Annotated in this window: 14 protein-coding genes, 1 tRNA gene and 3 pseudogenes; 12 read left to right on the forward strand and 6 right to left on the reverse strand. The window is 73.3% G+C overall.

What is annotated here, in order from left to right; genetic code table 11:
• Window positions 1-155 precede the first annotated feature (155 nt).
• The 7 genes and pseudogenes from tmk (at window position 156) to ACIQFU_RS23370 (ending at window position 9,938) form a co-directional block, all read left to right on the forward strand.
• The gene (gene tmk / locus ACIQFU_RS23340; protein WP_402554088.1) at window positions 156-3,482 is read left to right on the forward strand and encodes a dTMP kinase; all 3,327 of its coding nucleotides are present in this window, start codon (window positions 156-158) and stop codon (window positions 3,480-3,482) included.
• Between the two features lie 239 nt (window positions 3,483-3,721).
• The gene (locus ACIQFU_RS23345) at window positions 3,722-4,927 is read left to right on the forward strand and encodes a DNA polymerase III subunit delta' (protein ID WP_402554090.1); all 1,206 of its coding nucleotides are present in this window, start codon (window positions 3,722-3,724) and stop codon (window positions 4,925-4,927) included.
• Between the two features lie 107 nt (window positions 4,928-5,034).
• Complete coding sequence (locus ACIQFU_RS23350; protein ID WP_402554091.1) at window positions 5,035-6,654, forward strand: alpha/beta hydrolase; 1,620 nt, start codon at window positions 5,035-5,037, stop codon at window positions 6,652-6,654.
• Between the two features lie 117 nt (window positions 6,655-6,771).
• Window positions 6,772-6,845 (forward strand) — tRNA-Thr (locus ACIQFU_RS23355).
• A gap of 351 nt (window positions 6,846-7,196) precedes the next feature.
• A pseudogene (locus ACIQFU_RS23360) lies at window positions 7,197-8,302 on the forward strand (aconitase family protein); the annotation flags it as partial.
• Window positions 8,303-8,452: 150 nt separating this feature from the next.
• On the forward strand, window positions 8,453-8,845 hold the full coding sequence (locus ACIQFU_RS23365; RefSeq protein WP_402554111.1) for a hypothetical protein: 393 nt from the start codon (window positions 8,453-8,455) through the stop codon (window positions 8,843-8,845).
• 643 nt (window positions 8,846-9,488) lie between these two features.
• Window positions 9,489-9,938 (forward strand): hypothetical protein, encoded by a 450-nt coding sequence (locus ACIQFU_RS23370; protein WP_402554093.1) that lies wholly within the window; start codon window positions 9,489-9,491, stop codon window positions 9,936-9,938.
• A 46-nt stretch (window positions 9,939-9,984) separates the two neighbouring features.
• On the opposite strand, the gene ACIQFU_RS23375 is transcribed toward ACIQFU_RS23370, so the two are convergent.
• From ACIQFU_RS23375 to ACIQFU_RS23385, 3 genes and pseudogenes are all read right to left on the reverse strand, one after another.
• Window positions 9,985-11,676: a bifunctional 3'-5' exonuclease/DNA polymerase gene (locus tag ACIQFU_RS23375; RefSeq protein ID WP_402554094.1), complete on the reverse strand. Its 1,692-nt coding sequence runs from the start codon at window positions 11,674-11,676 to the stop codon at window positions 9,985-9,987.
• Window positions 11,677-11,725: 49 nt separating this feature from the next.
• On the reverse strand, window positions 11,726-12,487 hold the full coding sequence (locus ACIQFU_RS23380; RefSeq protein WP_402554095.1) for a Clp protease N-terminal domain-containing protein: 762 nt from the start codon (window positions 12,485-12,487) through the stop codon (window positions 11,726-11,728).
• A 68-nt stretch (window positions 12,488-12,555) separates the two neighbouring features.
• A pseudogene (locus tag ACIQFU_RS23385) lies at window positions 12,556-13,189 on the reverse strand (LysE family translocator).
• 86 nt (window positions 13,190-13,275) lie between these two features.
• On the opposite strand from ACIQFU_RS23385, the gene ACIQFU_RS23390 reads away from it, so the two are divergent.
• Window positions 13,276-14,418, forward strand: a complete 1,143-nt coding sequence (locus ACIQFU_RS23390) for a DUF2786 domain-containing protein (RefSeq protein WP_402554096.1) — start codon at window positions 13,276-13,278, stop codon at window positions 14,416-14,418.
• A gap of 26 nt (window positions 14,419-14,444) precedes the next feature.
• Here the strand turns inward: ACIQFU_RS23390 and ACIQFU_RS23395 are convergent, their stop codons facing one another.
• Both ACIQFU_RS23395 and rpsN read right to left on the reverse strand, forming a co-directional pair.
• Window positions 14,445-14,942, reverse strand: coding sequence for a hypothetical protein (locus tag ACIQFU_RS23395; RefSeq protein ID WP_402554097.1), 498 nt, complete (start codon window positions 14,940-14,942; stop codon window positions 14,445-14,447).
• 197 nt (window positions 14,943-15,139) lie between these two features.
• Window positions 15,140-15,446 (reverse strand): annotated as a pseudogene (gene rpsN / locus ACIQFU_RS23400) (30S ribosomal protein S14).
• 153 nt (window positions 15,447-15,599) lie between these two features.
• On the opposite strand from rpsN, the gene ACIQFU_RS23405 reads away from it, so the two are divergent.
• The 3 genes from ACIQFU_RS23405 (at window position 15,600) to ACIQFU_RS23415 (ending at window position 17,504) form a co-directional block, all read left to right on the forward strand.
• On the forward strand, window positions 15,600-15,776 hold the full coding sequence (locus ACIQFU_RS23405) for a 50S ribosomal protein L33 (RefSeq protein WP_402554098.1): 177 nt from the start codon (window positions 15,600-15,602) through the stop codon (window positions 15,774-15,776).
• On the forward strand, window positions 15,773-16,966 hold the full coding sequence (locus ACIQFU_RS23410; protein ID WP_402554099.1) for a CobW family GTP-binding protein: 1,194 nt from the start codon (window positions 15,773-15,775) through the stop codon (window positions 16,964-16,966). The genes ACIQFU_RS23405 and ACIQFU_RS23410 overlap by 4 nt, the downstream gene beginning before the upstream one ends.
• 286 nt (window positions 16,967-17,252) lie before the next feature.
• Window positions 17,253-17,504: a DUF397 domain-containing protein gene (locus tag ACIQFU_RS23415; protein ID WP_402554100.1), complete on the forward strand. Its 252-nt coding sequence runs from the start codon at window positions 17,253-17,255 to the stop codon at window positions 17,502-17,504.
• Between the two features lie 65 nt (window positions 17,505-17,569).
• Here the strand turns inward: ACIQFU_RS23415 and ACIQFU_RS23420 are convergent, their stop codons facing one another.
• Complete coding sequence (locus ACIQFU_RS23420; protein ID WP_402554101.1) at window positions 17,570-18,034, reverse strand: ATP-binding protein; 465 nt, start codon at window positions 18,032-18,034, stop codon at window positions 17,570-17,572.
• A gap of 377 nt (window positions 18,035-18,411) precedes the next feature.
• Here ACIQFU_RS23420 and ACIQFU_RS23425 point away from each other — a divergent pair, with 377 nt between their 5' ends.
• The gene (locus ACIQFU_RS23425; protein ID WP_402554112.1) at window positions 18,412-19,236 is read left to right on the forward strand and encodes a helix-turn-helix domain-containing protein; all 825 of its coding nucleotides are present in this window, start codon (window positions 18,412-18,414) and stop codon (window positions 19,234-19,236) included.
• Window positions 19,237-19,279: the final 43 nt, after the last annotated feature.

Genomic DNA, 19,279 nt, shown 5'->3' on the forward strand with positions numbered 1-19,279 from the left:
GGCTCAGAAACCCCGGCACGGCCGAGCGCCCCACCCGCTCAACCGCTTCACGCGATCTTCGCGAAACGAACGCCCCGGCATCGATTCGGTGTCGGGGCGTGCGTACGTCCGGCCGGGCACGCCGGACTGTCGGCGGCGACCTATAGGCTGAACGCATGACGCGAGCCGAGCAGCCAACGGCCCCTCACCCCGCCCCGGACGACGCACTCGTCGCGGACTCCCGCGAGCGCGCCGTCCGCGCCCTGCTGCGCCGTCCGCAGCTGAGGCGTTTGTGGAGCGCACAGCTCGTGGGGGGTGTCGGCGACATCCTCGCCCTCCTGGTGCTGGTCCTCCTCGCCGTCCAGGCCGCGATCGGCTCGGGCTCCTTCGGCGGGGGCTACCGGGGCGTGGCGTTCGCAGTGGCGACCGTTTTCGGCGTCCGGATCCTGGCGACGCTGCTCTTCGGCGCCGTCCTGCTCGGACCGCTGACCTCGCTCACCTCGCAGGACGGTCCGCTCGACCGGCGCTGGACCCTGGTCGGCGCCGACGGGCTGCGGGCCGCGCTGCTGATCGTCGCGCCGCTGTGGATCGACTGGACGCCCGGCAACGCACTCGCCGTCCTCCTGGTGACCGTCTTCGTCACCGGCGTCGCCGAGCGCTTCTGGACGGTGTGCCGGGAGAGCGCGGCCCCCGCGCTGCTGCCCGCCCCGCCCCTGGAGGGCGCCACGGTACGGCCGCTGCCGGACCACATGGACGCGCTGCGCCGCCTGTCGCTGCGCACGAGCTTCGTCGCGGTCCCGCTGGCGGCCGCCGTCCTGGTCGTCGCCGGGCTCCTGAACAACCTCCTGGGCGCCGGCATCGACTGGTTCGCCGAGCACCAGGCGGCGCTCGGCTCGTACGTGGCGGCCGGACTGTTCGCCGCGTCCCTGTCCGTGGTGACCTTCCTGGAGCTGCCCGCCGTGCGCACCCCCCGCGCGCGGTCGCCGCTTGAGGGCATGCGCCGTCCCAAGAGCGACGGCGGCGTCGACAAGGGCCGCACCGGCGTGCTGCCCCTGCTGGTGTTCGCCTGCGCCGCGGTCGCCGCGGTGGTGGCCGCCACGGTCGCCGTGGCCGTGCTGCACGCCAAGGACCTGGGCGGCGGCCCCGTGCTGTACGGGCTGACGGTGGGCGCGCTGACCGGCGGCGTCGTCGTCGGCATCCGCACCGCCCCCGCCCTGCTGCCGTCCCTGTCCCGTCGCCGGCTGCTCGCCCTGGCGATCGCCTTCGCCGGCATCGCCCTGCTGGCCGCCGGACTCGTCCCGGACGACACCACCGTGCTGCTGCTCCTCGCGCTGGCCGGTGTCGGCGCGGGCGTGGCCGCGAACACCGGGCACGCGCTGCTCGACCAGGAGACCGAGGACCACCGCCGGGCACGGACCACCGAGCACCTGCACGCCGTCGTCCGGGTCTACGTGGCGCTCGGCGCGGTCGTCGGGCCCGTGCTGGCCGCGGCGATCGGACCGCACCGGCTGGAGAACGGCAAGTTCGTCTTCGCCCACGGCGGTGCCGCGTTCCTCCTGATGCTGCTCGGCGCCCTGCTGCTGCCGCTCGCCGCGCTGGTGCTGGCCAAGGTCGACGACCGCTCCGGCGTACCGCTGCGCCACGACCTTCGGGACGCGCTGCTCGGCGGCGACGACCCGGTGCCGAGCCCCGCAACGAACGGTTTCTTCATCGCCCTGGAGGGCGGCGACGGCGCCGGCAAGTCCACCCAGGCAGAGGCCCTCGCCGAGTGGATCCGCGGCAAGGGACACGAGGTCGTGCTCACCCGCGAGCCGGGCGCCACGCCGGTCGGCAAGCGCCTGCGCTCCATCCTGCTGGACGTCTCCAGCGCCGGACTGTCGCACCGCGCGGAGGCCCTGCTGTACGCCGCCGACCGCGCGGAGCACGTCGACACCGTGGTCCGGCCCGCCCTGGAGCGGGGCGCCGTGGTCGTCTCCGACCGTTACATCGACTCCTCGGTCGCCTACCAGGGCGCGGGGCGCGACCTGTCGCCGACCGAGATCGCCCGCATCAACCGCTGGGCCACCAACGGGCTCGTACCGCACCTGACCGTCCTGCTGGACGTGGCGCCGGAGGCCGCGCGCGAGCGCTTCACCGAGGCGCCGGACCGGCTGGAGTCGGAGCCCGCCGAGTTCCACGCGCGCGTGCGCTCCGGTTTCCTCACCCTCGCCGCCGCCGACCCCGGGCGCTACCTCGTCGTCGACGCCGGCCAGGAGCCCGAGGCCGTCACCACCGTCGTGCGCCACCGGCTCGACCAGGTGCTGCCGCTGTCCGAGGCCGAGATCAAGGCCCAGGAGGAGGCGCGCCGCAAGGCCGAGGAGGAGGCCCGCCGCAAGGCCGAGGAAGAGGCCGCGCGCAAGGCGGAGGAGGAGCGCCTGGAGCGCGAGCGCCTTGAGGAAGAGGCTCGGGTGCGCGCCGAGGAGGAGGAGCGCAAGCGGCGCGAGCTGGAGGAGGCGCAGCGGCGCGAGGCCGAGCGGCAGGCCGAGGAGGCCAGGCGGCGGGCCGAGGAAGCGCGCCGGAAGGCCGAGGAGGAGCAGGCCCGGCTCCTGGCGGAGGAGAAGGCGCGCGCCGAGGAGGAGGCGCGGCTGCGGGCCGAGGAGGAGCGGCGCCGCAAGCAGGCCGAGGAGGAGGAGCGGCTGCGCGCCGAGGCCGAGGCGCGGCGCCTGGAGAAGCAGCGCAAGGCGGAAGAGGCCCTGCTGCGGGCCGAGGAGGCACGCCGGGCGGCGGAGCAGGCGGCGGCAGCGGCGGCGGCCGGTCCCAGGTCGGCGGCCCCCGCGGCGGCGGACGCGCCCCGCCCGAAGCCGGCCGCCTCGGCGCCCTCGGACGCAGTGACCGTGCCGACCCCGGTCGTGACCCCGACCAACGCCTCCGGCGGTCCGGTGGAGGACACGGCGGTCCTGCGGCCGGTCCGGGACGCGGGGGACGACGACCGTGCCGACGACGCCGAGGACGGCACGGACGCCCGGCGCGGGCGCGACGACGGCGGCCGGGCGCCCGGCGAGTCGGAGTCCGAGGTGACGACCGAGCTGCCGGTGCCGTCCGGCGTGGCGGACGAGACGACGGTGCTGCCGGCGGTGGACCCGCGGGACATCGACGAGACGGCGGTACTGCCGCCCGTGACGCCGGGAGCCGCCGACGAGACGGCGGTGCTGCCGCCCGTACGCGGGGACGACCCCGCCGACCGGGTCCCGCCGGGCTACTTCCGCGAGGAGAGCCCTGCCGAGGAAGCCCGGGACCGTACGCGCGAGCTGCCCCAGATCGACCCCGACCAGGCACCGCCGTCGCGCAGGCGCCGCTCCGACTGGGCCGAGGAGACCCCGCTGGACGACCTGCCGACGCTGGCGGACGAACTGCTCGGACCGCACGACGCGGACGAGAGCGGCCGACGGGACGACGACGGCGGCGGTGACGGACGCGACGAGGGCGGCCGTCGAGGCCGAGGCAAGGGCCGGGGCCGACGCTGAGGACCCTCGGAACCTGAGGATCCTCGGGATCTGAGAACCCCCGGGGCCCGAGGACCTCGGGACTGGAAGACGTGAGCGCACCTGAGTACCGGGACGCCCGGGGCCCCGCGCCCCGGGCGTCCCGCCGCGTTGTCGGTGCCACCCCGCACAATGGAGGGCGCGGCGCGGATCGGCGCGGCGGCTCGGTGTGACCGGCTCAGTGCGGTCGGTTCGGTGTGACGGAAGGACGGCGTGACCCCATGACCGTGTGGGACGACCTCGTCGGGCAGGAGAAGGTGTGCGAGCCGCTCGCCGCCGCTGCCCGGGATGCCGATGCCTTCGTCAGCGCCGCCGCGGCCGACGGCCCGCTCCCGCAGTCGACGAGCATGACGCACGCCTGGCTGTTCACGGGCCCGCCCGGCTCCGGCGTGACACAGACGGCGCGGGCCTTCGCCGCCGCGCTGCAGTGCGTCAGCCCCGACCGCGCCCTCGGCGGCGTCCCCGGCTGCGGCTTCTGCGACGGCTGCCACACGGCGCTGGTCGGCACCCACGCGGACGTCAGCACGGTGGTCGCCATGGGCGCCGAGATCCGTGCCAAGGACATGCGGGACACCGTCCGCAAGTCGTTCACCTCACCGGCGAACGGCCGCTGGCAGGTCATCCTCGTCGAGGAGGCCGAGCGGCTGAACGAGAAGTCGGCCAACGCGGTCCTGAAGGCCGTGGAGGAACCGGCCCCGCGCACCGTCTGGCTGCTGTGCGCCCCCTCCGTCGAGGACGTCCTGCCCACCATCCGCTCCCGCTGCCGCCACCTGAACCTGCGCACCCCGTCGGTCCAGGCCGTCGCCGACATGCTCGTGCGGCGCGAGGGCATCGAACCGGACGTCGCCGCCGCGGCGGCCCGCGCCACCCAGGGCCACATCGACCGCGCCCGCCGCCTGGCCACGGACCAGGCCGCCCGGGCGCGCCGGGCGGCCGTGCTGAAGCTGCCGCTGCGGGTCGACGACATCGGCGGGGCCCTCAAGGCGGCCCAGGAGCTGGTCGACGCCGCGGCGGAGGACGCCAAGCAGCTCGCCGAGGAGATGGACACCAAGGAGACCGAGGAACTGAAGGCGGCGCTGGGCGCGGCCCAGGGCGGCCGGCTGCCCCGCGGCACGGCAGGCGTGATCAAGGAGCTGGAGGCCGACCAGAAACGCCGCAAGGCGCGCACCCAGCGCAACAGCCTCGACCTGGCCCTGAGCGAGCTCACCGGCTTCTACCGGGACGTCCTCGCCCTCCAGCTCGGCTCCCGCGTGGCGATCGCCAACGCCGACGCGGAGGACGCCCTGGAGCGGCTCGCCCGCGGCAGCACCCCCGAGTCCACACTGCGCCGCATCGAGGCGATCGGGGCCTGCGGTGAGGCCCTCGACCGCAATGTGCCCCCGCTGCTTGCGGTGGAGGCGATGACGATGGCCCTCAGAGCGGGCTGAGCGGGCGCTCCCGCGGCGGGCGGCCCGCCCGGTTGACGCCGTAACCCGTACGAGGCACGCGAACCACGTACCGCGATCGCATGGTCGCGGAGCGTTACGCTCGACGGATGCACACAAGGCGCACTCACCGCAGGACCCGCACTGGCAGCACCCGTTTCCGAGCCGCGCTGCTCGCCGCCGCGCTGCTCGCCACCGCCTGCTCGGCCGGGGGCGCGTCGACGTCCGCCGGTTCCCCCGCGGCGGAGGCGGCCGGCTCGACGGAGGCGGCGACGGCGACGCTGACCGCGCTGCCGGAGGCCACGCCCTCCGAGCTGTCTCCGTACTACGAGCAGAAGCTCGGCTGGCGCGACTGCGGCGTCCCCGGCTTCCAGTGCGCCACCATGAAGGCCCCGCTCGACTACGCGAAGCCGGCCGAGGGCGACGTGCGGCTGGCGGTGGCCCGCAAGAAGGCAACGGGGCCCGGCAAGCGCCTCGGCTCGCTGCTGGTCAATCCGGGCGGCCCGGGCGGCTCGGCGATCGGCTACCTCCAGCAGTACGCGGGCATCGGCTACCCGGCCAAGGTCCGCGCCCAGTACGACATGGTCGCGGTCGACCCCAGGGGCGTGGCCCGCAGCGAGCCCGTGGAGTGCCTCGACGGGCGCGAGATGGACGCGTTCACGCAGACCGACGTCACGCCGGACGACGCGGGCGAGACGGACGAGCTGGTCGACGCCTACAAGGAGTTCGCCGAGGGCTGCGGAGCGGACGCGCCGAAGCTGCTGCGTCACGTCTCGACGGTCGAGGCGGCGCGCGACATGGACGTCCTGCGCGCGGTGCTGGGCGACGAGAAACTGACCTACGTCGGAGCCTCGTACGGCACGTTCCTGGGCGCGACCTACGCCGGCCTGTTCCCGGACCGGACGGGCCGCCTGGTCCTGGACGGCGCGATGGACCCCTCCCTGCCCGCACGCCGCCTGAACCTGGAGCAGACGGAGGGCTTCGAGACGGCGTTCCAGTCCTTCGCGAAGGACTGCGTGAAGCGGTCCGACTGCCCCCTCGGCGACAAGGACACCACTCCTGACCAGGTCGGCAAGAACCTGAAGGCCTTCTTCGACGACCTGGACGCCAAACCGATCCCCGCCGGGGACGCCGACGGCCGCAAGCTCACCGAGTCCCTCGCCACCACCGGTGTGATCGCGGCGATGTACGACGAGGGCGCCTGGCAGCAACTGCGCGAGTCGCTGACCTCGGCGATGAAGGAGAAGGACGGCGCCGGGCTGCTGATCCTCTCCGACAGCTACTACGAGCGCGAGGCCGACGGCGGCTACAGCAACCTGATGTTCGCCAACTCCGCCGTGAACTGCCTCGACCTCCCCGCCGCCTTCTCCTCCCCGGACGAGGTGCGCGAGGCCCTCCCCGAGTTCGAGAAGGCATCCCCGGTCTTCGGCGAGGGCCTCGCCTGGTCCTCCCTGAACTGCGCGTACTGGCCGGTCAAGCCCACGGGTGAGCCGCACCGCATCGAGGCCGCCGGCGCCACCCCGATCGTCGTGGTCGGCACCACCCGCGACCCGGCCACCCCGTACCGCTGGGCCCAGGCCCTGGCCGACCAGCTCTCCTCCGGCCGCCTCCTCACCTACGAGGGCGACGGCCACACCGCCTACGGCCGCGGCAGCGCCTGCATCGACTCGGCGATCAACACGTACCTGCTGAGCGGCACGGCCCCGAAGGACGGCAAGCGCTGCGCGTAGCCCCCGCCCCGCCGACCCCACCCGCCCCGGAGCACGGCCTCCGGGGCGGGTACGAAGCACCCCGGGAAACTGTGTAGACTTACCGACGTTGCTGATCGCACCATGGGTGCCCAGCGCGCCGCCTTAGCTCAGATGGCCAGAGCAACGCACTCGTAATGCGTAGGTCTCGGGTTCGAATCCCGAAGGCGGCTCCGGCAAAGACCAGGTCACGTATCTCGTGGCCTGGCTTTTTGTGTTCCGGGGGCGTGTGGCAGCCGTGGGCCGGGAATCCCGTGTGTGAGCACAAGGGGCCGCCCTTCCTCGTCCGTACAACGCGGTGGTGTGGGCGTGCCGTCGATCGTTCGGCCCGATGTACCGGGGGCGAATGCGAGTGGGGCGAGCAGGTGTGCTGCGGCATCCGAGAGGGCCCCTCCCCACCCGGCCTGCCGGCAGTGTGCGCCGGCTTGCTGCTTCGGGGCGGAGCGCGCAGTCTGGGCCTTGTGACCCTCTCACATGGCGCGCTGGCGCACCGGCTCATCGCCGACCATCTCGTCGACGGGAGGATGGAGCCGGGCCGTGAGATCGGACTGCGGATCGACCAGACCCTCACCCAGGACGCCACCGGCACGCTGGTGATGCAGGAACTCGACGCCCTCGGCCTGGACCGGGTCCGTACCGAGATCAGCGTTCAGTACGTCGACCACAACCTGCTCCAGGCGGACGAGCGCAACGCCGAGGACCACGCCTTCCTGCGCTCCGCGTGCCGTCGCTTCGGCATCTGGTACTCCAAGCCGGGCAACGGCGTCTCGCACCCCAGCCACATGCAGTACTTCGGTGTCCCCGGCAGGACGTTGGCCGGGTCCGACTCGCATACCTGTGCCGCGGGGTCGCTCGGCATGCTCGCCCTGGGCACCGGCGGCCTGGAGGTCGCGCTCGCGATGGCCGGACGGCCGCTGCACGTGACCATGCCGGAGATCTGGGTATCCACCTGACCGGCAGACTGCCTGAGTGGGTGAGCGCCAAGGACGTGGTGCTGGAGCTGCTGCGACGGCACGGCGTCAAGGGAGCGGTCAACCGGATCCTGGAGTACCACGGCCCGGGACTTGAGGGGTTGACGGCCATGGACAGGCACGTCATCGCCAACATGGGTGCCGAGCTCGGCGCGACCACCTCCGTCTTCCCCTCCGATGCCGCAGTGCGCGCCTTCCTGCTCGCCGAGGACCGCGAAGCCGACTTTCGTGAACTGGCCGCCGAGCCGGACGCCGTCTACGACCGCATCGACGAGATCGACCTTGCCACGCTCGAGCCGCTCATCGCCCGTCCCACCTCGCCGGGCAACGTCGTGCCGGTGCGCACGGTGGCGGGAGAACCCATCGGGCAGGCCGTCATCGGCTCCTCCGCCAACCCGGGACTGCGCGACTTCGCCATCGCTGCCGCCATTGTCACCCGCCGTCAGACCCATCCCGCTGTCAGCTTCGACATCAACCCCACCTCCCGCGAAATCCTCGCCGATCTGACCAGGACCGGCTCGACCTTCGACCTGATCACCGCCGGGGCCCGTATCCACCAGGCCGGCTGCCTGGGCTGCATCGGTATGGGTCAGGCTCCGGCGGCCGGCCGCAACAGCTTGCGCACCTTCCCGCGCAACTTCCCCGGCCGCTCCGGCACCGAGGACGACGCGGTGTGGCTGTGCTCCCCGGAGACCGCCGCCGTCTCCGCACTCACCGGCGAGATCACCGATCCCCGAGACTGGGCGGCCCGCGAGGGCGTGTCGTATCCGCGGCTTCGCCTGCCCGAGCACGCGTCGGTCAACCGGTCAATGCTCGAACCCCCGCTGCCGCCCGAGCAGGCCGCGCGCATCGAGCTCGAACGAGGCCCCAACATCTCCGCCTTCCCCGATTTCGACCCGCTGCCCAACCTGCTGGCGGGCCCGGTCCTGCTCAAATGTGGAGACAACGTCTCCACCGACGAGATCTCCCCGGCCGGCGCGAAGGCACTGCCGTACCGTTCGAACATCCCCAGGCTCGCCGAGTTCACCTTCACCCGGCTCGACCCGGACTACCCGCAGCGCGCCGCCGAACTGGCCGACGACAGCGGGCCGGGTCGGCACTTCGTCGTCGGCGGGGAGAACTACGGCCAGGGCTCCTCCCGCGAGCATGCCGCCATCACTCCGCGTCACCTGGGTCTGTGCGCCGTGATCGCCAAGTCCTAAGCCCGTATCCACTGGCAGAACCTGGCCAACTTCGGTGTTCTGCCGCTCGAGTTCGATCAGGCGGCCGACTACGACCGCGTTGACGCCGGCGACCGGCTACGGCTCGAGAACCTGCACGCCGCACTCGCCCCCGGAGCCGAACCCCGCCTGCGGCTGCACAACACCACCAAGGACGAGACCTACCAGGTCCGCCACCACCTATCCGACGGCCGCCGCCGCACCGTACTCGCCGGAGGAACGATCGCAGCCCTCGCCCGCGAGGAGCAGCGGTGCCCCGGAGGCGCCGGCACCCCGGCGGACACGGGCGACCTCAGTGACGGCGGAGGCTGACCCGGCAACCGCCCCGCACTGCCGAATGGGGAGTGCCGCTGCCCGGGATGCCCACGGACTGTAGCGGGCGCATGGTGGAACTCGGCGGTGGGCAGTGCCTGCATGAGCTGCTGCTCGGCGAACGGCACACCGTAGACATGTGCCACCGGACGTACGGGTCGTGCGGCGTATGGCCGGGTACCCGGCGACCGCGGAAAGGTACGGCGACGACCGGCCACTTGGTCCGGTCGTGCTCGCGGAGGTGTGCGAGCGCGGCGAGCAGCGTCCCTGTGTCACCACCCCGGTTCCGGGGGCTGGAAGGGAGGGAGCGGACGTGGCGCGGTTCCTCGTGAAGGACGACGACCTCGTCGTGCGCCTGTCCTGGCGGGAGAAAGCCGCCGCGCACCGCGGAAGTGTGCGCGTGCCGCTGACGGCTGTACGCCGGGTGACGGTCGAATCCGACTGGTGGCGTGTCCTGCGCGGAGTGGCTCTGCACGGCGTCTGGATGCCCGACGTGCTGAGCGCCGGCACGCGGGGCCACGTCGGCGGACAGGACTTCGTGGTTCTGCGGCCCGGCAGGCCCGTGGTGTGCGTTGAACTGCGGCCCACGGCTCCCTTCGGACTCCTGGCCGTCTCGGTCCGGGGCGACGCGCAGGCCACGGCGGAACGGCTGCGGCGTTCGGCACCGGACATCGACGAGTCCACCGCCTGGCGGCAGCCTCTTCCCGTGGCCGAGGAGACGGAGGATTCCTGGAGAGAGCTGGACATGTACCGAAAGCACTGAGTGAGTGAGCCGCACGCCGGTCGCTTCCGCATCATGCCGCACCCCCTCACTTCGCGTCCCCATAGCACTCCACCACCGCCGTCGTGAACGGAAACCGCACCGGCGTCGCCCCGAACGTCAGCCGCCCCGCCAGTTCCGCCGCGTCCCGGATGGCCGCGACGACCGTGTCGGCCTCCTCCTCGGGACAGTGCACGATCACCTCGTCGTGCTGGAAGAAGACCAGCTCGGCCGCCAGGTCCGCGCAGGTCCGGCGCAGCGCGGCGAGGAGCAGCAGGGCCCAGTCGGCGGCGCTGCCCTGGACGACGAAGTTGCGGGCGAAGCGGCCGCGTGCGCGGGCGTTGGTGGACGCGTAGCCCGGCACCCACTCCTGGGGGCGGCTCCCGGGGTCGGAGGGGTCGTCCTGCGGAAGGCCCGCCTCCTCGGCGCCGTCGGCCGCGCCGGCCGCGGGCGGGCAGGTGCGGCCCAGCCAGGTGCGCACCAGCCGGCCCTCCACGCCCGCGCGAGCCGCGTCGTCGACGTACGCCACCGCGTGGGGGAAGCGGCGCCGGAGCGCGGCCAGGTTCTTCAGGCCGTCGCCGGAGGTCTGGCCGTACACCGCGCCGAGCACGGCGAGCTTGGCCTGGGCGCGGTCGCCGGAGAAGGCGCGCTCGGAGACGGACTGGTAGAGGTCGGTCTCCCGGCCGGCCACCTCCATCAGACCGGGGTCGCGGGAGATCGCGGCCAGCACCCGCGGCTCCATCTGGTCGGCGTCGGCGACGACCAGCCGCCAGCCGGGGTCGGCGACGACGGCGCGGCGGATCACCTTGGGGATCTGCAGCCCGCCCCCGCCGTTGGTGACCCAGCGGCCGGTCACCGTGCCGCCGGCCAGGAACTCGGGACGGAAGCGTCCGTCGCGCACCCAGTCCTGGAGCCAGGACCAGCCGTGGGCGACCCAGATCCGGTACAGCTTCTTGTACTCGATCAGCGGTTTCACGGCCGGGTGGTCCAGCGTTTCCAGCTCCCAGCGGCGGGTGGAGCCGACCTTCACGCCCGCCTGCCCGAACGCCTTGACCACGTCCGCCGGCAGGTCGGGCCGCACCCGGCGGCCGAAGGCGGCGGACACCTCGTCCGCCAGCTCGGCCAGGCGGCGCGGCTCGCCCCCGCCCGCATACCGCTCGCCGAGCAGGTCGTGCAGCACCTCGCGGTGCACGTCGGCCCGCCAGGGCAGCCCCGCGCGGTTCATCTCGGCGGCCACCAGCATCCCCGCCGACTCGGCCGCCGTCAGCAGCCGCATCCGGTCGGGGTGCGCCGCGCGGTCGTGGCGGTGCTGCTGCCCGGCGTAGACGTCGAGCAGGTCGGTGAGGGGGAGGTGGACGGCCTGGGGTTCGAAGAGCGGGGACTGCGCGCCGGGTTCGGCGGACCGCTGCGGCGGGTCGGGCGGTACGGGGTCGCCGCGCAGCCGGGCCAGGGCGGCCGCGGCCGAGCGCGGCTCCCCGTACCGCCCCTCGTGGCCGAGCAGGAGGGTCTCGGCGGCCTCCACGTCGTAGCACCGCTCCACTCGCACCCCCGCGGCGAGCAGGTGCGGTGCGATCTCGGCGGTGGACCGCCACACCCAGCGGGTGACGTCCGGCCTGCTCCGCACGGCCTCGGCGAGACCGGCCTCGCGCCGCACCGGACCGGCGGGCAGCCCGTCGCGGCCGAGGGGCGCGACGTCCACGCCACCGCCCTCGGCCACCGCGAGCGCCCACCTCTCGGCCATGTCGTGAGTGTCGCAGGCGGGTCTGACATCGGCCTCGCGGCGAGGGCCTTCAGGCCTCCCCGCCCTCCGGTCCGTCCTCCCCGCCCTTCTCGGTCACCTTGATGAACTGCGCCAGCGCGTCGGTGACGTAGCGCTCGGCGGCCTCCTTGGTGAGGCCGAGCCCGCTGAGCACGCCCTCGCCGTCCTCGTGCTCCAGCAGGGCGAGCAGGAGGTGTTCGGTGCCGATGTAGTTGTGGCCCAGGCGCAGGGCCTCGCGGAAGGTGAGTTCGAGGACCTTCTTGGCGGCGGGGCCGTAGGGCACCAGTTCCGGGACCTGGGAACCGGCGGGCGGGAGGGCGGCGAGTGCCGCCTCGCGGACCGCGTCGAGGGTCACGCCCTGGGCGGCGATCGCCTTGGTGGAGAGGCTCTCGCTCTGCGTGAGCAGGCCCAGGACGAGGTGCTCGGGCAGCCCCTCGGCGTTGCCGCCGGTCTTGGCCGCGTTGTGGGCGGCCATCACGGCTTCGCGCGCGCGGGGCGTGTAACGGCTGAAGCCCTGGCTCGCGTCCAGGTCGGCGGACTCCTTGGGCACGAAGCGCTTCTGCGCCGCCTGCCGGGTGACGCCCATGCTCTTGCCGATGTCCGTCCAGGACGCGCCCGAACGCCGGGCCTGGTCCACGAAGTGACCGATGAGATGGTCGGCCACCTCACCGAGGTGCTCGCCCGCGATGACGGCGTCCTGGAGCTGTTCCAGGGGTTCCGGATGCACCTTCTTGATCGCGGTGATGAGTTCGTCGAGGCGTACGGATGACGTGATGCTCGGGTTCGTCGTCATGTGTCAACCGTAGGTTGCGGCCCGCGGCCTGTCAACTGATGGTTGACGGTCGGTGGGAGAGGGCGACGTCACTTCGGAGACGCCACCACCAGACGCACCGCCAGCCCCCGTGAACACCGTCCCGGAGACGACGTTGAGCCAGCGATTCACCCGGGCGCTGCGCCCGAGGAGACTCGCCAGCCGTCCCGAGAGCAGCCCGACGAATCCGTCCCACAGGAAACCCATCACCACCAGCGTTCCGCCGAGCACCAGCAACTGGCCCGGGACATGCCCCAGCGAGGGATCGACGAACTGCGGCAGGAACGCCACGTTGAAGAGGATCACCTTGGGATTGAGCAGGTTGGTGATCGCGCCCTGCCAGAAGGCCCGCCGCATCCCCGCGGTCCTCGGCGCCGCATCGTCCCCGCCCGGCGCCGACCGGTCCCGGAAGGCCTTCACCGCCAGATACAGCAGATAGGCCGCGCCCGCCCACCGCAGCACGTGGTACAGCGTGGGCAGCGTCGTGAAGAGGGCCGACAGCCCGAGGGCCGCGGCGACCGCGTGCACGAGCATCGCGCAGGCCACCCCGAACGCGGCCATCACACCGGCCGTGGGACCGCCCCGCCCGCCCATCGCCACGATGAACATCATGTCGGGGCCCGGGGTGACGCACAGGGCGAGGGCGGCGACCAGAAACGCCATGTAGAGAGTTGCGTCCACCATGCGGGTCATGGTCGGCGCCGGCCGGTGCGGGCCCGGCCGAATTCCGCGGAGTGAGACGGGCCCGGCGGCCGTGGCACCATCGCCGGGTGAGTACGCCCCGCACCGTCGACCGTGCCTTCGAGACCGCCCTGTACGACACCGCCGACGACGCCCTCGACGCCGCCGCCTCCCTGCTCGCGGCCGATCCGGCGGCGGACGCGGAACTGGCCGGGCGCGGCCAGGAGTTCGTCGCCACGGCCTGGCGCAGGGGCTGGCAGCCCGCCGACCTGGTACGGATCGTGCGCCGCGAACTGGACGACGCGCACGTACGACTGGTCGCCGAGCTGATCCGCGCCCAGGCGCCGCACGACCGTGCGCGCGGACCCCGCTGGGCCGCGCAGCTCGCCGGCCTGCCGGACGCGGACGGGACGGCGCCGCCCCGCACCGACCGCTTCTCGCACGCCACCGCCGTACTGGAGCTGTACCGGCTGCTGCTGCGCCTGCCCGCGCTGGAGCCCCTGGAAGCCGTCCGGGCGCCGCGCCGGGACCGGGAGAGCCGTCCGGAGTCCCGCGCCCTCGCCCGCATCCGCGCGCTGCTCGCCAAGGCGGAGGCCACCGGGTATCCCGACGAGGCGGAGGCGCTGAGCGCGAAGGCGCAGGAGCTGATGGCCCGGCACAGCGTGGACGAGGCGCTGCTGGCCGCACGGGCGCACACGCCCGCGCCCGACGCGCCGGGTGCCTGCCGGATCGGGGTGGAGCCGCCCTACGAGCAGGCCAAGGCGGTGCTGCTGGACGCGGTGGCCGACGCCAACCACTGCCGGGCCGTGTGGAACGAGGACCTCGGCTTCTCCACCGTCGTCGGTTTCGAGGCCGACCTGGAGGCGGTCGAACTCCTCTACACCTCGCTGCTGGTGCAGGCCGAGGGCGCGATGACGAAGGCGGAGGCCGGCCAGCGGGCCGGCGGGCGCAGGCGGACCAAGACCTTCCGGCAGTCCTTCCTCGCCGCCTACGCCCACCGCGCGGGCGCCCGGCTGCGCGCCGCGGCGGAAGCGGCCACGGGTGCGGCGGCGGACGCGGACCTCCTGCCGGTCCTCGCCTCCCGGGAGGTCGCGGTCACCGACCGCTTGGAGCGCATGTTCCCGGAGACGACCACGACCCGGCTGCGCGGCGCCGGCGACGCGGCCGGCTGGACGGAGGGCACCCGCGCGGCCGACGCAGCCCGGGTCGGCCGCCGCCGGCCACTGGAGTAGGCCCGGGCGCCGGAGCGGACTCGCCGTCAGGAACCGATGCCGGCCGTCGGCAGGCCCGGCGGCAGGGACCCGCCCTCGGACTTGGTGTACGTCTCCTCACCGAGGTCGCCCTCCCAGGCCACCGTGAGCGAGGTGGCGTCGACCGAACCGACCTTGCCGGCCGCCCGGTCGTCGCTCCCGTCGGCGCACTTCAGGCGGATCGTCCGGGTGCCGTCGGTTTCGTCCGCCGTACCGCTGCACACGGTTCCGCCGGTGGCGAAGAGGGCCGCCTTGTCACCGGTGACCATCAGCGCGACGGCCTGGCCGTCGGTCGTCGCCAGCCAGCTGCCCTCCAGGGCGCCGGCGGCACCGGCGGGCGGTGAACCGCCCGCGTCGCCGCCCGGGTCCGTGCTCGCGGACGCGCCGGGCGACGCCGAGGACCTGTCGCCGCCGCCCGAGCCGTCGCCGCCGGAGTCCCCGTCGTCGGTGCACGCGGTCAGGGCCAGCGCCCCGGCCAGCCCGAGGACCAGCGCCGCGACCCGCACGGAGCGCCGCCCCCGACGGCGGGTGGGCCCGCCGGGCGGGGCAGTCGCAAGCGTCGCGGTCCCCGCCCCCGTCGCGTTCGCCGTACCCGTGGCTCGCGCAGTGTGCGCCGTGCTCGCCGTGTTCTCCGCAGTCACCCACGTCACCGGAAGCTCCAAGCTGTAGCCGGACGGCCGGTTCGGCCCCGAACAGCCGCAAGCTACCAGGAGGACTTGCGCACCCCGGGCTGATGTCCGGCGTGCGCCCGCTCACGCGGATTCACCCGGGAGAGGCCCGAAGACCCGGAAGCATCCGCGCGGACGTCCGTCGACCCGGTCGCGGTTGCGCACCCGTGTGGGGCTCGCGTCGCGCGGCTGCCTGCGCGGTTCCCGACGGTCGGCGAGCCGTTCGGCCTCCGTCGACGAGGGACGGCGGGCGATCTCCTCCGACTCGGCCCGGCGTGCCGCGCGGCGCGCGACGGTCGCCCGCCGCTGCTCGTTCTCCGCGATCTCGCTCCTCTTCGCCATCGGATCCTCACGCCCCGGGCACGGACGCGCGCCACCGCCGCCTCGACGCCGGTCGAGTCGACCGGCATGCATGGGCGGACACGGTGACGTACCTCTCCTCCGGGCACGACGGTTCTGGCTGTTAATGAAAGTCATTTTCAGTAAGGTGGTGGCATGGCACGCAACGAACTCCGTCCGGTCGGCAAGCTCCGGCCCGCCGCCGGGACCGGCTACACCTACGTCACCCGCATCGACTTCCGAGAGGAGCGCACCGGCACCGCCCGCGTCCCGGACGCCGCCGGACGCGTGGAGCGCTTCGAGCGCCGGTACGGGAAGGAGGGCCTGGCGTGAGCCGGCCGGAGCGCCGCCACGAACTGCCGGTGGTGATCGTCGGCGGACTGCACGCCGACGCGCGCGGGGCGGCCGTGGCGCGGCTGCTGGCCGACGTGCCCGGCAGCGTCGTCCTCCACCACGACCTGGCGACGGCCGTCGCGGGCACCGTCGTACGGACCGTGCGGGACGCCACCGGCGTCCTCTCCGCGGGCGAGGCGCCCCTCGTCAACGACTGCGCGTGCTGCGCCCTGCGCGAGGACCTCGTCCCCGAGCTGGTCCGGCTCGCGGAGGCCGGGGGCACCCCGCTGGCCGTCGTCGAGCTGTGGGACTCCGTCGAGCCCAAGGCGATGGCGGAGGTGGTGACGGCCGGCGGCTTCACCGTCTCCGGCGTGATCACCGCCGTCGACCCGGCGCTGGTCCTGCCGTACCTCGGCAACGGCGACGACCTCGCCGAGGGCGGGCTCGCCGCCGCGGCCACCGATCAGCGCACCGTCGCCGACACCTTCGCGCGTCAGCTGGAGTACGCCTCCGTCCTCGCCCTCGTCGAGTCCCTCCCCGGCTCGCCGGAGGCCGACGACGAGGACCGCGAGCTGCTCGCCCAGCTGCATCCGACGGCCCGCCGGGTCCCGATCGGCCACGGGAACCCGGCGGGCGCACCTTCCGGTCGGCCCCTGGAGCTGGCGCGGGCCGCCCTCGCCGGGTTCGACGTGGAGGCCGCGGCCGCCGCGCAGCACCCGGCCTGCGCCCTGCTGCCCGCCGAGGCCGACGCGCACGGCGTCGCCACCCTGGTCTGGCACCGCCGCCGCCCCTTCCATCCGGAGCGGCTGTACGCGGCGCTGGAGGACCTGACCTGCGCCGCGGCGCGCAGCCGGGGGCGGTTCTGGCTCGCGGGCAAGGGGGACACGCTGCTGCACTGGGACGCCGCGGGCGGTGCCCTGTGCGTGGAGAGCGCGGGGCCGTGGCTCGCCGCGCTCCCCGACGCGGCCTGGGAACTGGTGCCGCCGGTGCGCCGCGCCGCCGCCGCGCTGGACTGGCACCCCGAGCACGGCGACCGGTGCCAGCACCTGGTCTTCACGTCCCCCGGCCTGGACCGCGACGGACTGGAACGGCTGCTGGAGTCCTGCCTGCTGACCGACGCCGAGTACGCCGCGGGGCAGGCCGCCTGGGAACGGCTGCCGCCCGCCTTCGACACCCTCCTGGAGGTCTGACCCGTACCCGGCCACACCGGGGGCCGCTCGTGTCGACTGGGCCCCGGTGTTGTCGCATGTTGTTGCATATTCTTCGAATCCGGGGGCACATGCGGGAACGACTTCCCGTGGCCCTGCGTCGTAGAGAGCAGGGCTCGGTAAAGCGGTCGTCAAAGCTGTAACCGCGGGACCACCGCGCGTGCACGTGCATTTGCTCATGCATCTGCACGTGAACAGGGTTATGATCCGGATCAGTTGACCACTGCATCAATGGCCACATCAGCCAGTGCACACCGGGGAGCGACCTGTGGACCACGACGTGTACGACGTGTACAACGGCATGGCCGCCACGCAGTTGCGCGACGCGGCCTGGCAGAAGAGCCGGCGCAGCAACTCCCAGGGATCGTGCGTGGAGTTCGCGCGCCTGCCCGACGGCGCGGTGGCGGTGCGCAACTCCCGCTTCCCCGACGGCCCCGCGCTCGTCTACACGCGCGCCGAGATCGAGGCCATGCTGCTGGGCGTCAAGGACGGCGAGTTCGACCACCTGATCGCGAGCTGACCACGAGTTCGACCGCTAACCGACCGTGAGCCGGCCCGCGGCGGAACGGCCCGGCGCCGGACTGCCTACAGCCGGAACAGCGCCCAGACCACCTTGCCGTTGAGCGTTCCGGCGAGCGGGTGCCAGCCCCAGCTGTCGCTGAAGGAGTCGACGAGGAACAGGCCCCGGCCCGACTCCGCCGAGAAGTCGTCCGTCTCGCGGGCCACCGGGCTGTCGTGACTGGGGTCGCGCACCGCGCACACCAGCCGCTCGGTCCAGCGCATCAGGTGCAGCCGTACGGGGCCGTGCTGTTCGTCGCGGCGCGGGGTGTCGGCGGGCAGTGCGTGCCGCAGGGCGTTGGTGACGAGTTCCGAGACCACCAGGCAGACGTCGTCGAAGCGGTCGCCCGTGTCCCAGCCGTCGAGCGTTCTGCGGGTGAACCTCCGGGCCTCGCGCACCGCTTCGTAACGGGGCGGCAGGGCGCAGGAGGCGGCGTTGGAAACGGCCGCGGGGTCGAGTGGCGGAAGGCCCTGCCGTAACGGCTCGAGCATGGTCGATCCATTCGTCCCCATGCGAGGCACTCCCGGGAATTCGCGGTCGTAGCGATGCGGCGCGGTGGTGCGGGACCATGGTTTCGGATGCGTACCGCAGATGCAAGGGCAGATGCACGTGCACGTGACCGAAATGGACCTGCCCGTACCGCTTGTTGGTCAATTTTTCCGTCATCTTCGCCCCTCTTTCACCTCCCGCGGCGGCTGGTTCCGGCCCACTCCGTGCACGATGCTGCACGTTTCCGTTGGCTCGATTCCGTTTCCGTAACCGGACGAGTACTGCTCGGAGTGTTTTAGTGGCAGACTTCGGCCCCTGAAGACGGTTGGGGAGGCTGGCGAACGTGAGCGCGGGAGAGCCCGGATCGGTGGTGCGGCGCATGCTGCTCGGATCACAACTCAGGCGACTGCGTGAGACGCGGGGGATCACGCGGGAGGCGGCGGGCTACTCGATCCGCGCCTCCGAATCGAAGATCAGCCGGATGGAGCTGGGCCGGGTGAGCTTCAAGACGAGGGACGTCGAGGACCTGCTGACGCTGTACGGCATCACGGACGAGCAGGAGCGCAACTCGTTGCTCTCCCTCGCCAAGGAGGCCAACGTCGCGGGCTGGTGGCACAGTTACTCGGACGTGCTGCCCAGCTGGTTCCCCACCTACGTGGGGCTGGAGGGCGCCGCCTCCCTGATCCGGGTCTACGAGGTGCAGTTCGTGCACGGGCTGCTGCAGACCGCGGAGTACGCCCGCGCGGTCGTCCGGCGCGGCATGAAGGGCGCCGGCGAGGCGGACGTCGAGCGGCGGGTCGCGCTGCGCCTGGAGCGCCAGAAGCACCTGGTCGCGGAGAACGCCCCCGAGTTCCACATCGTGCTCGACGAGGCCGCCCTGCGCCGCCCCTACGGCGACCGCGAGGTGATGCGCGGCCAGCTCCAGCACCTGATCGACATGTCCGAACGCCCCAATGTGCGGCTTCAGATCATGCCGTTCGGCTTCGGCGGGCACTCCGGCGAGAGTGGTGCGTTCACGCTCCTCAGCTTCCCCGAGTCCGACCTCTCGGACGTCGTCTACCTCGAGCAGCTGACCAGCGCGCTGTACCTGGACAAGCGCGAGGACGTCACCCAGTACGAGACGGCGCTCAAGGAGCTCCAGCAGGACAGTCCGGGCCCCGACGAGAGCCGGGACCTTCTGCGGGGACTCCTTCAACTCTCCTGAAACATAAGTACGATGACGCGCAATCAGGCGGCTCGCTCGGGGC

Origin of the sequence: Streptomyces sp. NPDC093065 (genome assembly GCF_044754585.1) — a bacterium.
Lineage (GTDB): Bacteria > Actinomycetota > Actinomycetes > Streptomycetales > Streptomycetaceae > Streptomyces.

Bases quoted from the DNA above. Each gene is read 5' to 3' on its own strand.
- ACIQFU_RS23405 (WP_402554098.1), top strand. From the start codon at position 15,600: ATGGCACGCAACGAACTCCGTCCGGTCGGCAAGCTCCGGCCCGCCGCC.
- ACIQFU_RS23420 (WP_402554101.1), bottom strand. From the start codon at position 18,034: ATGCTCGAGCCGTTACGGCAGGGCCTTCCGCCACTCGACCCCGCGGCC.
- ACIQFU_RS23425 (WP_402554112.1), top strand. From the start codon at position 18,412: ATGCTGCTCGGATCACAACTCAGGCGACTGCGTGAGACGCGGGGGATC.
- ACIQFU_RS23380 (WP_402554095.1), bottom strand. From the start codon at position 12,487: ATGACGACGAACCCGAGCATCACGTCATCCGTACGCCTCGACGAACTC.
- ACIQFU_RS23365 (WP_402554111.1), top strand. From the start codon at position 8,453: ATGCTCGAACCCCCGCTGCCGCCCGAGCAGGCCGCGCGCATCGAGCTC.
- ACIQFU_RS23375 (WP_402554094.1), bottom strand. From the start codon at position 11,676: ATGGCCGAGAGGTGGGCGCTCGCGGTGGCCGAGGGCGGTGGCGTGGAC.
- ACIQFU_RS23350 (WP_402554091.1), top strand. From the start codon at position 5,035: ATGCACACAAGGCGCACTCACCGCAGGACCCGCACTGGCAGCACCCGT.
- ACIQFU_RS23345 (WP_402554090.1), top strand. From the start codon at position 3,722: ATGACCGTGTGGGACGACCTCGTCGGGCAGGAGAAGGTGTGCGAGCCG.
- tmk (WP_402554088.1), top strand. From the start codon at position 156: ATGACGCGAGCCGAGCAGCCAACGGCCCCTCACCCCGCCCCGGACGAC.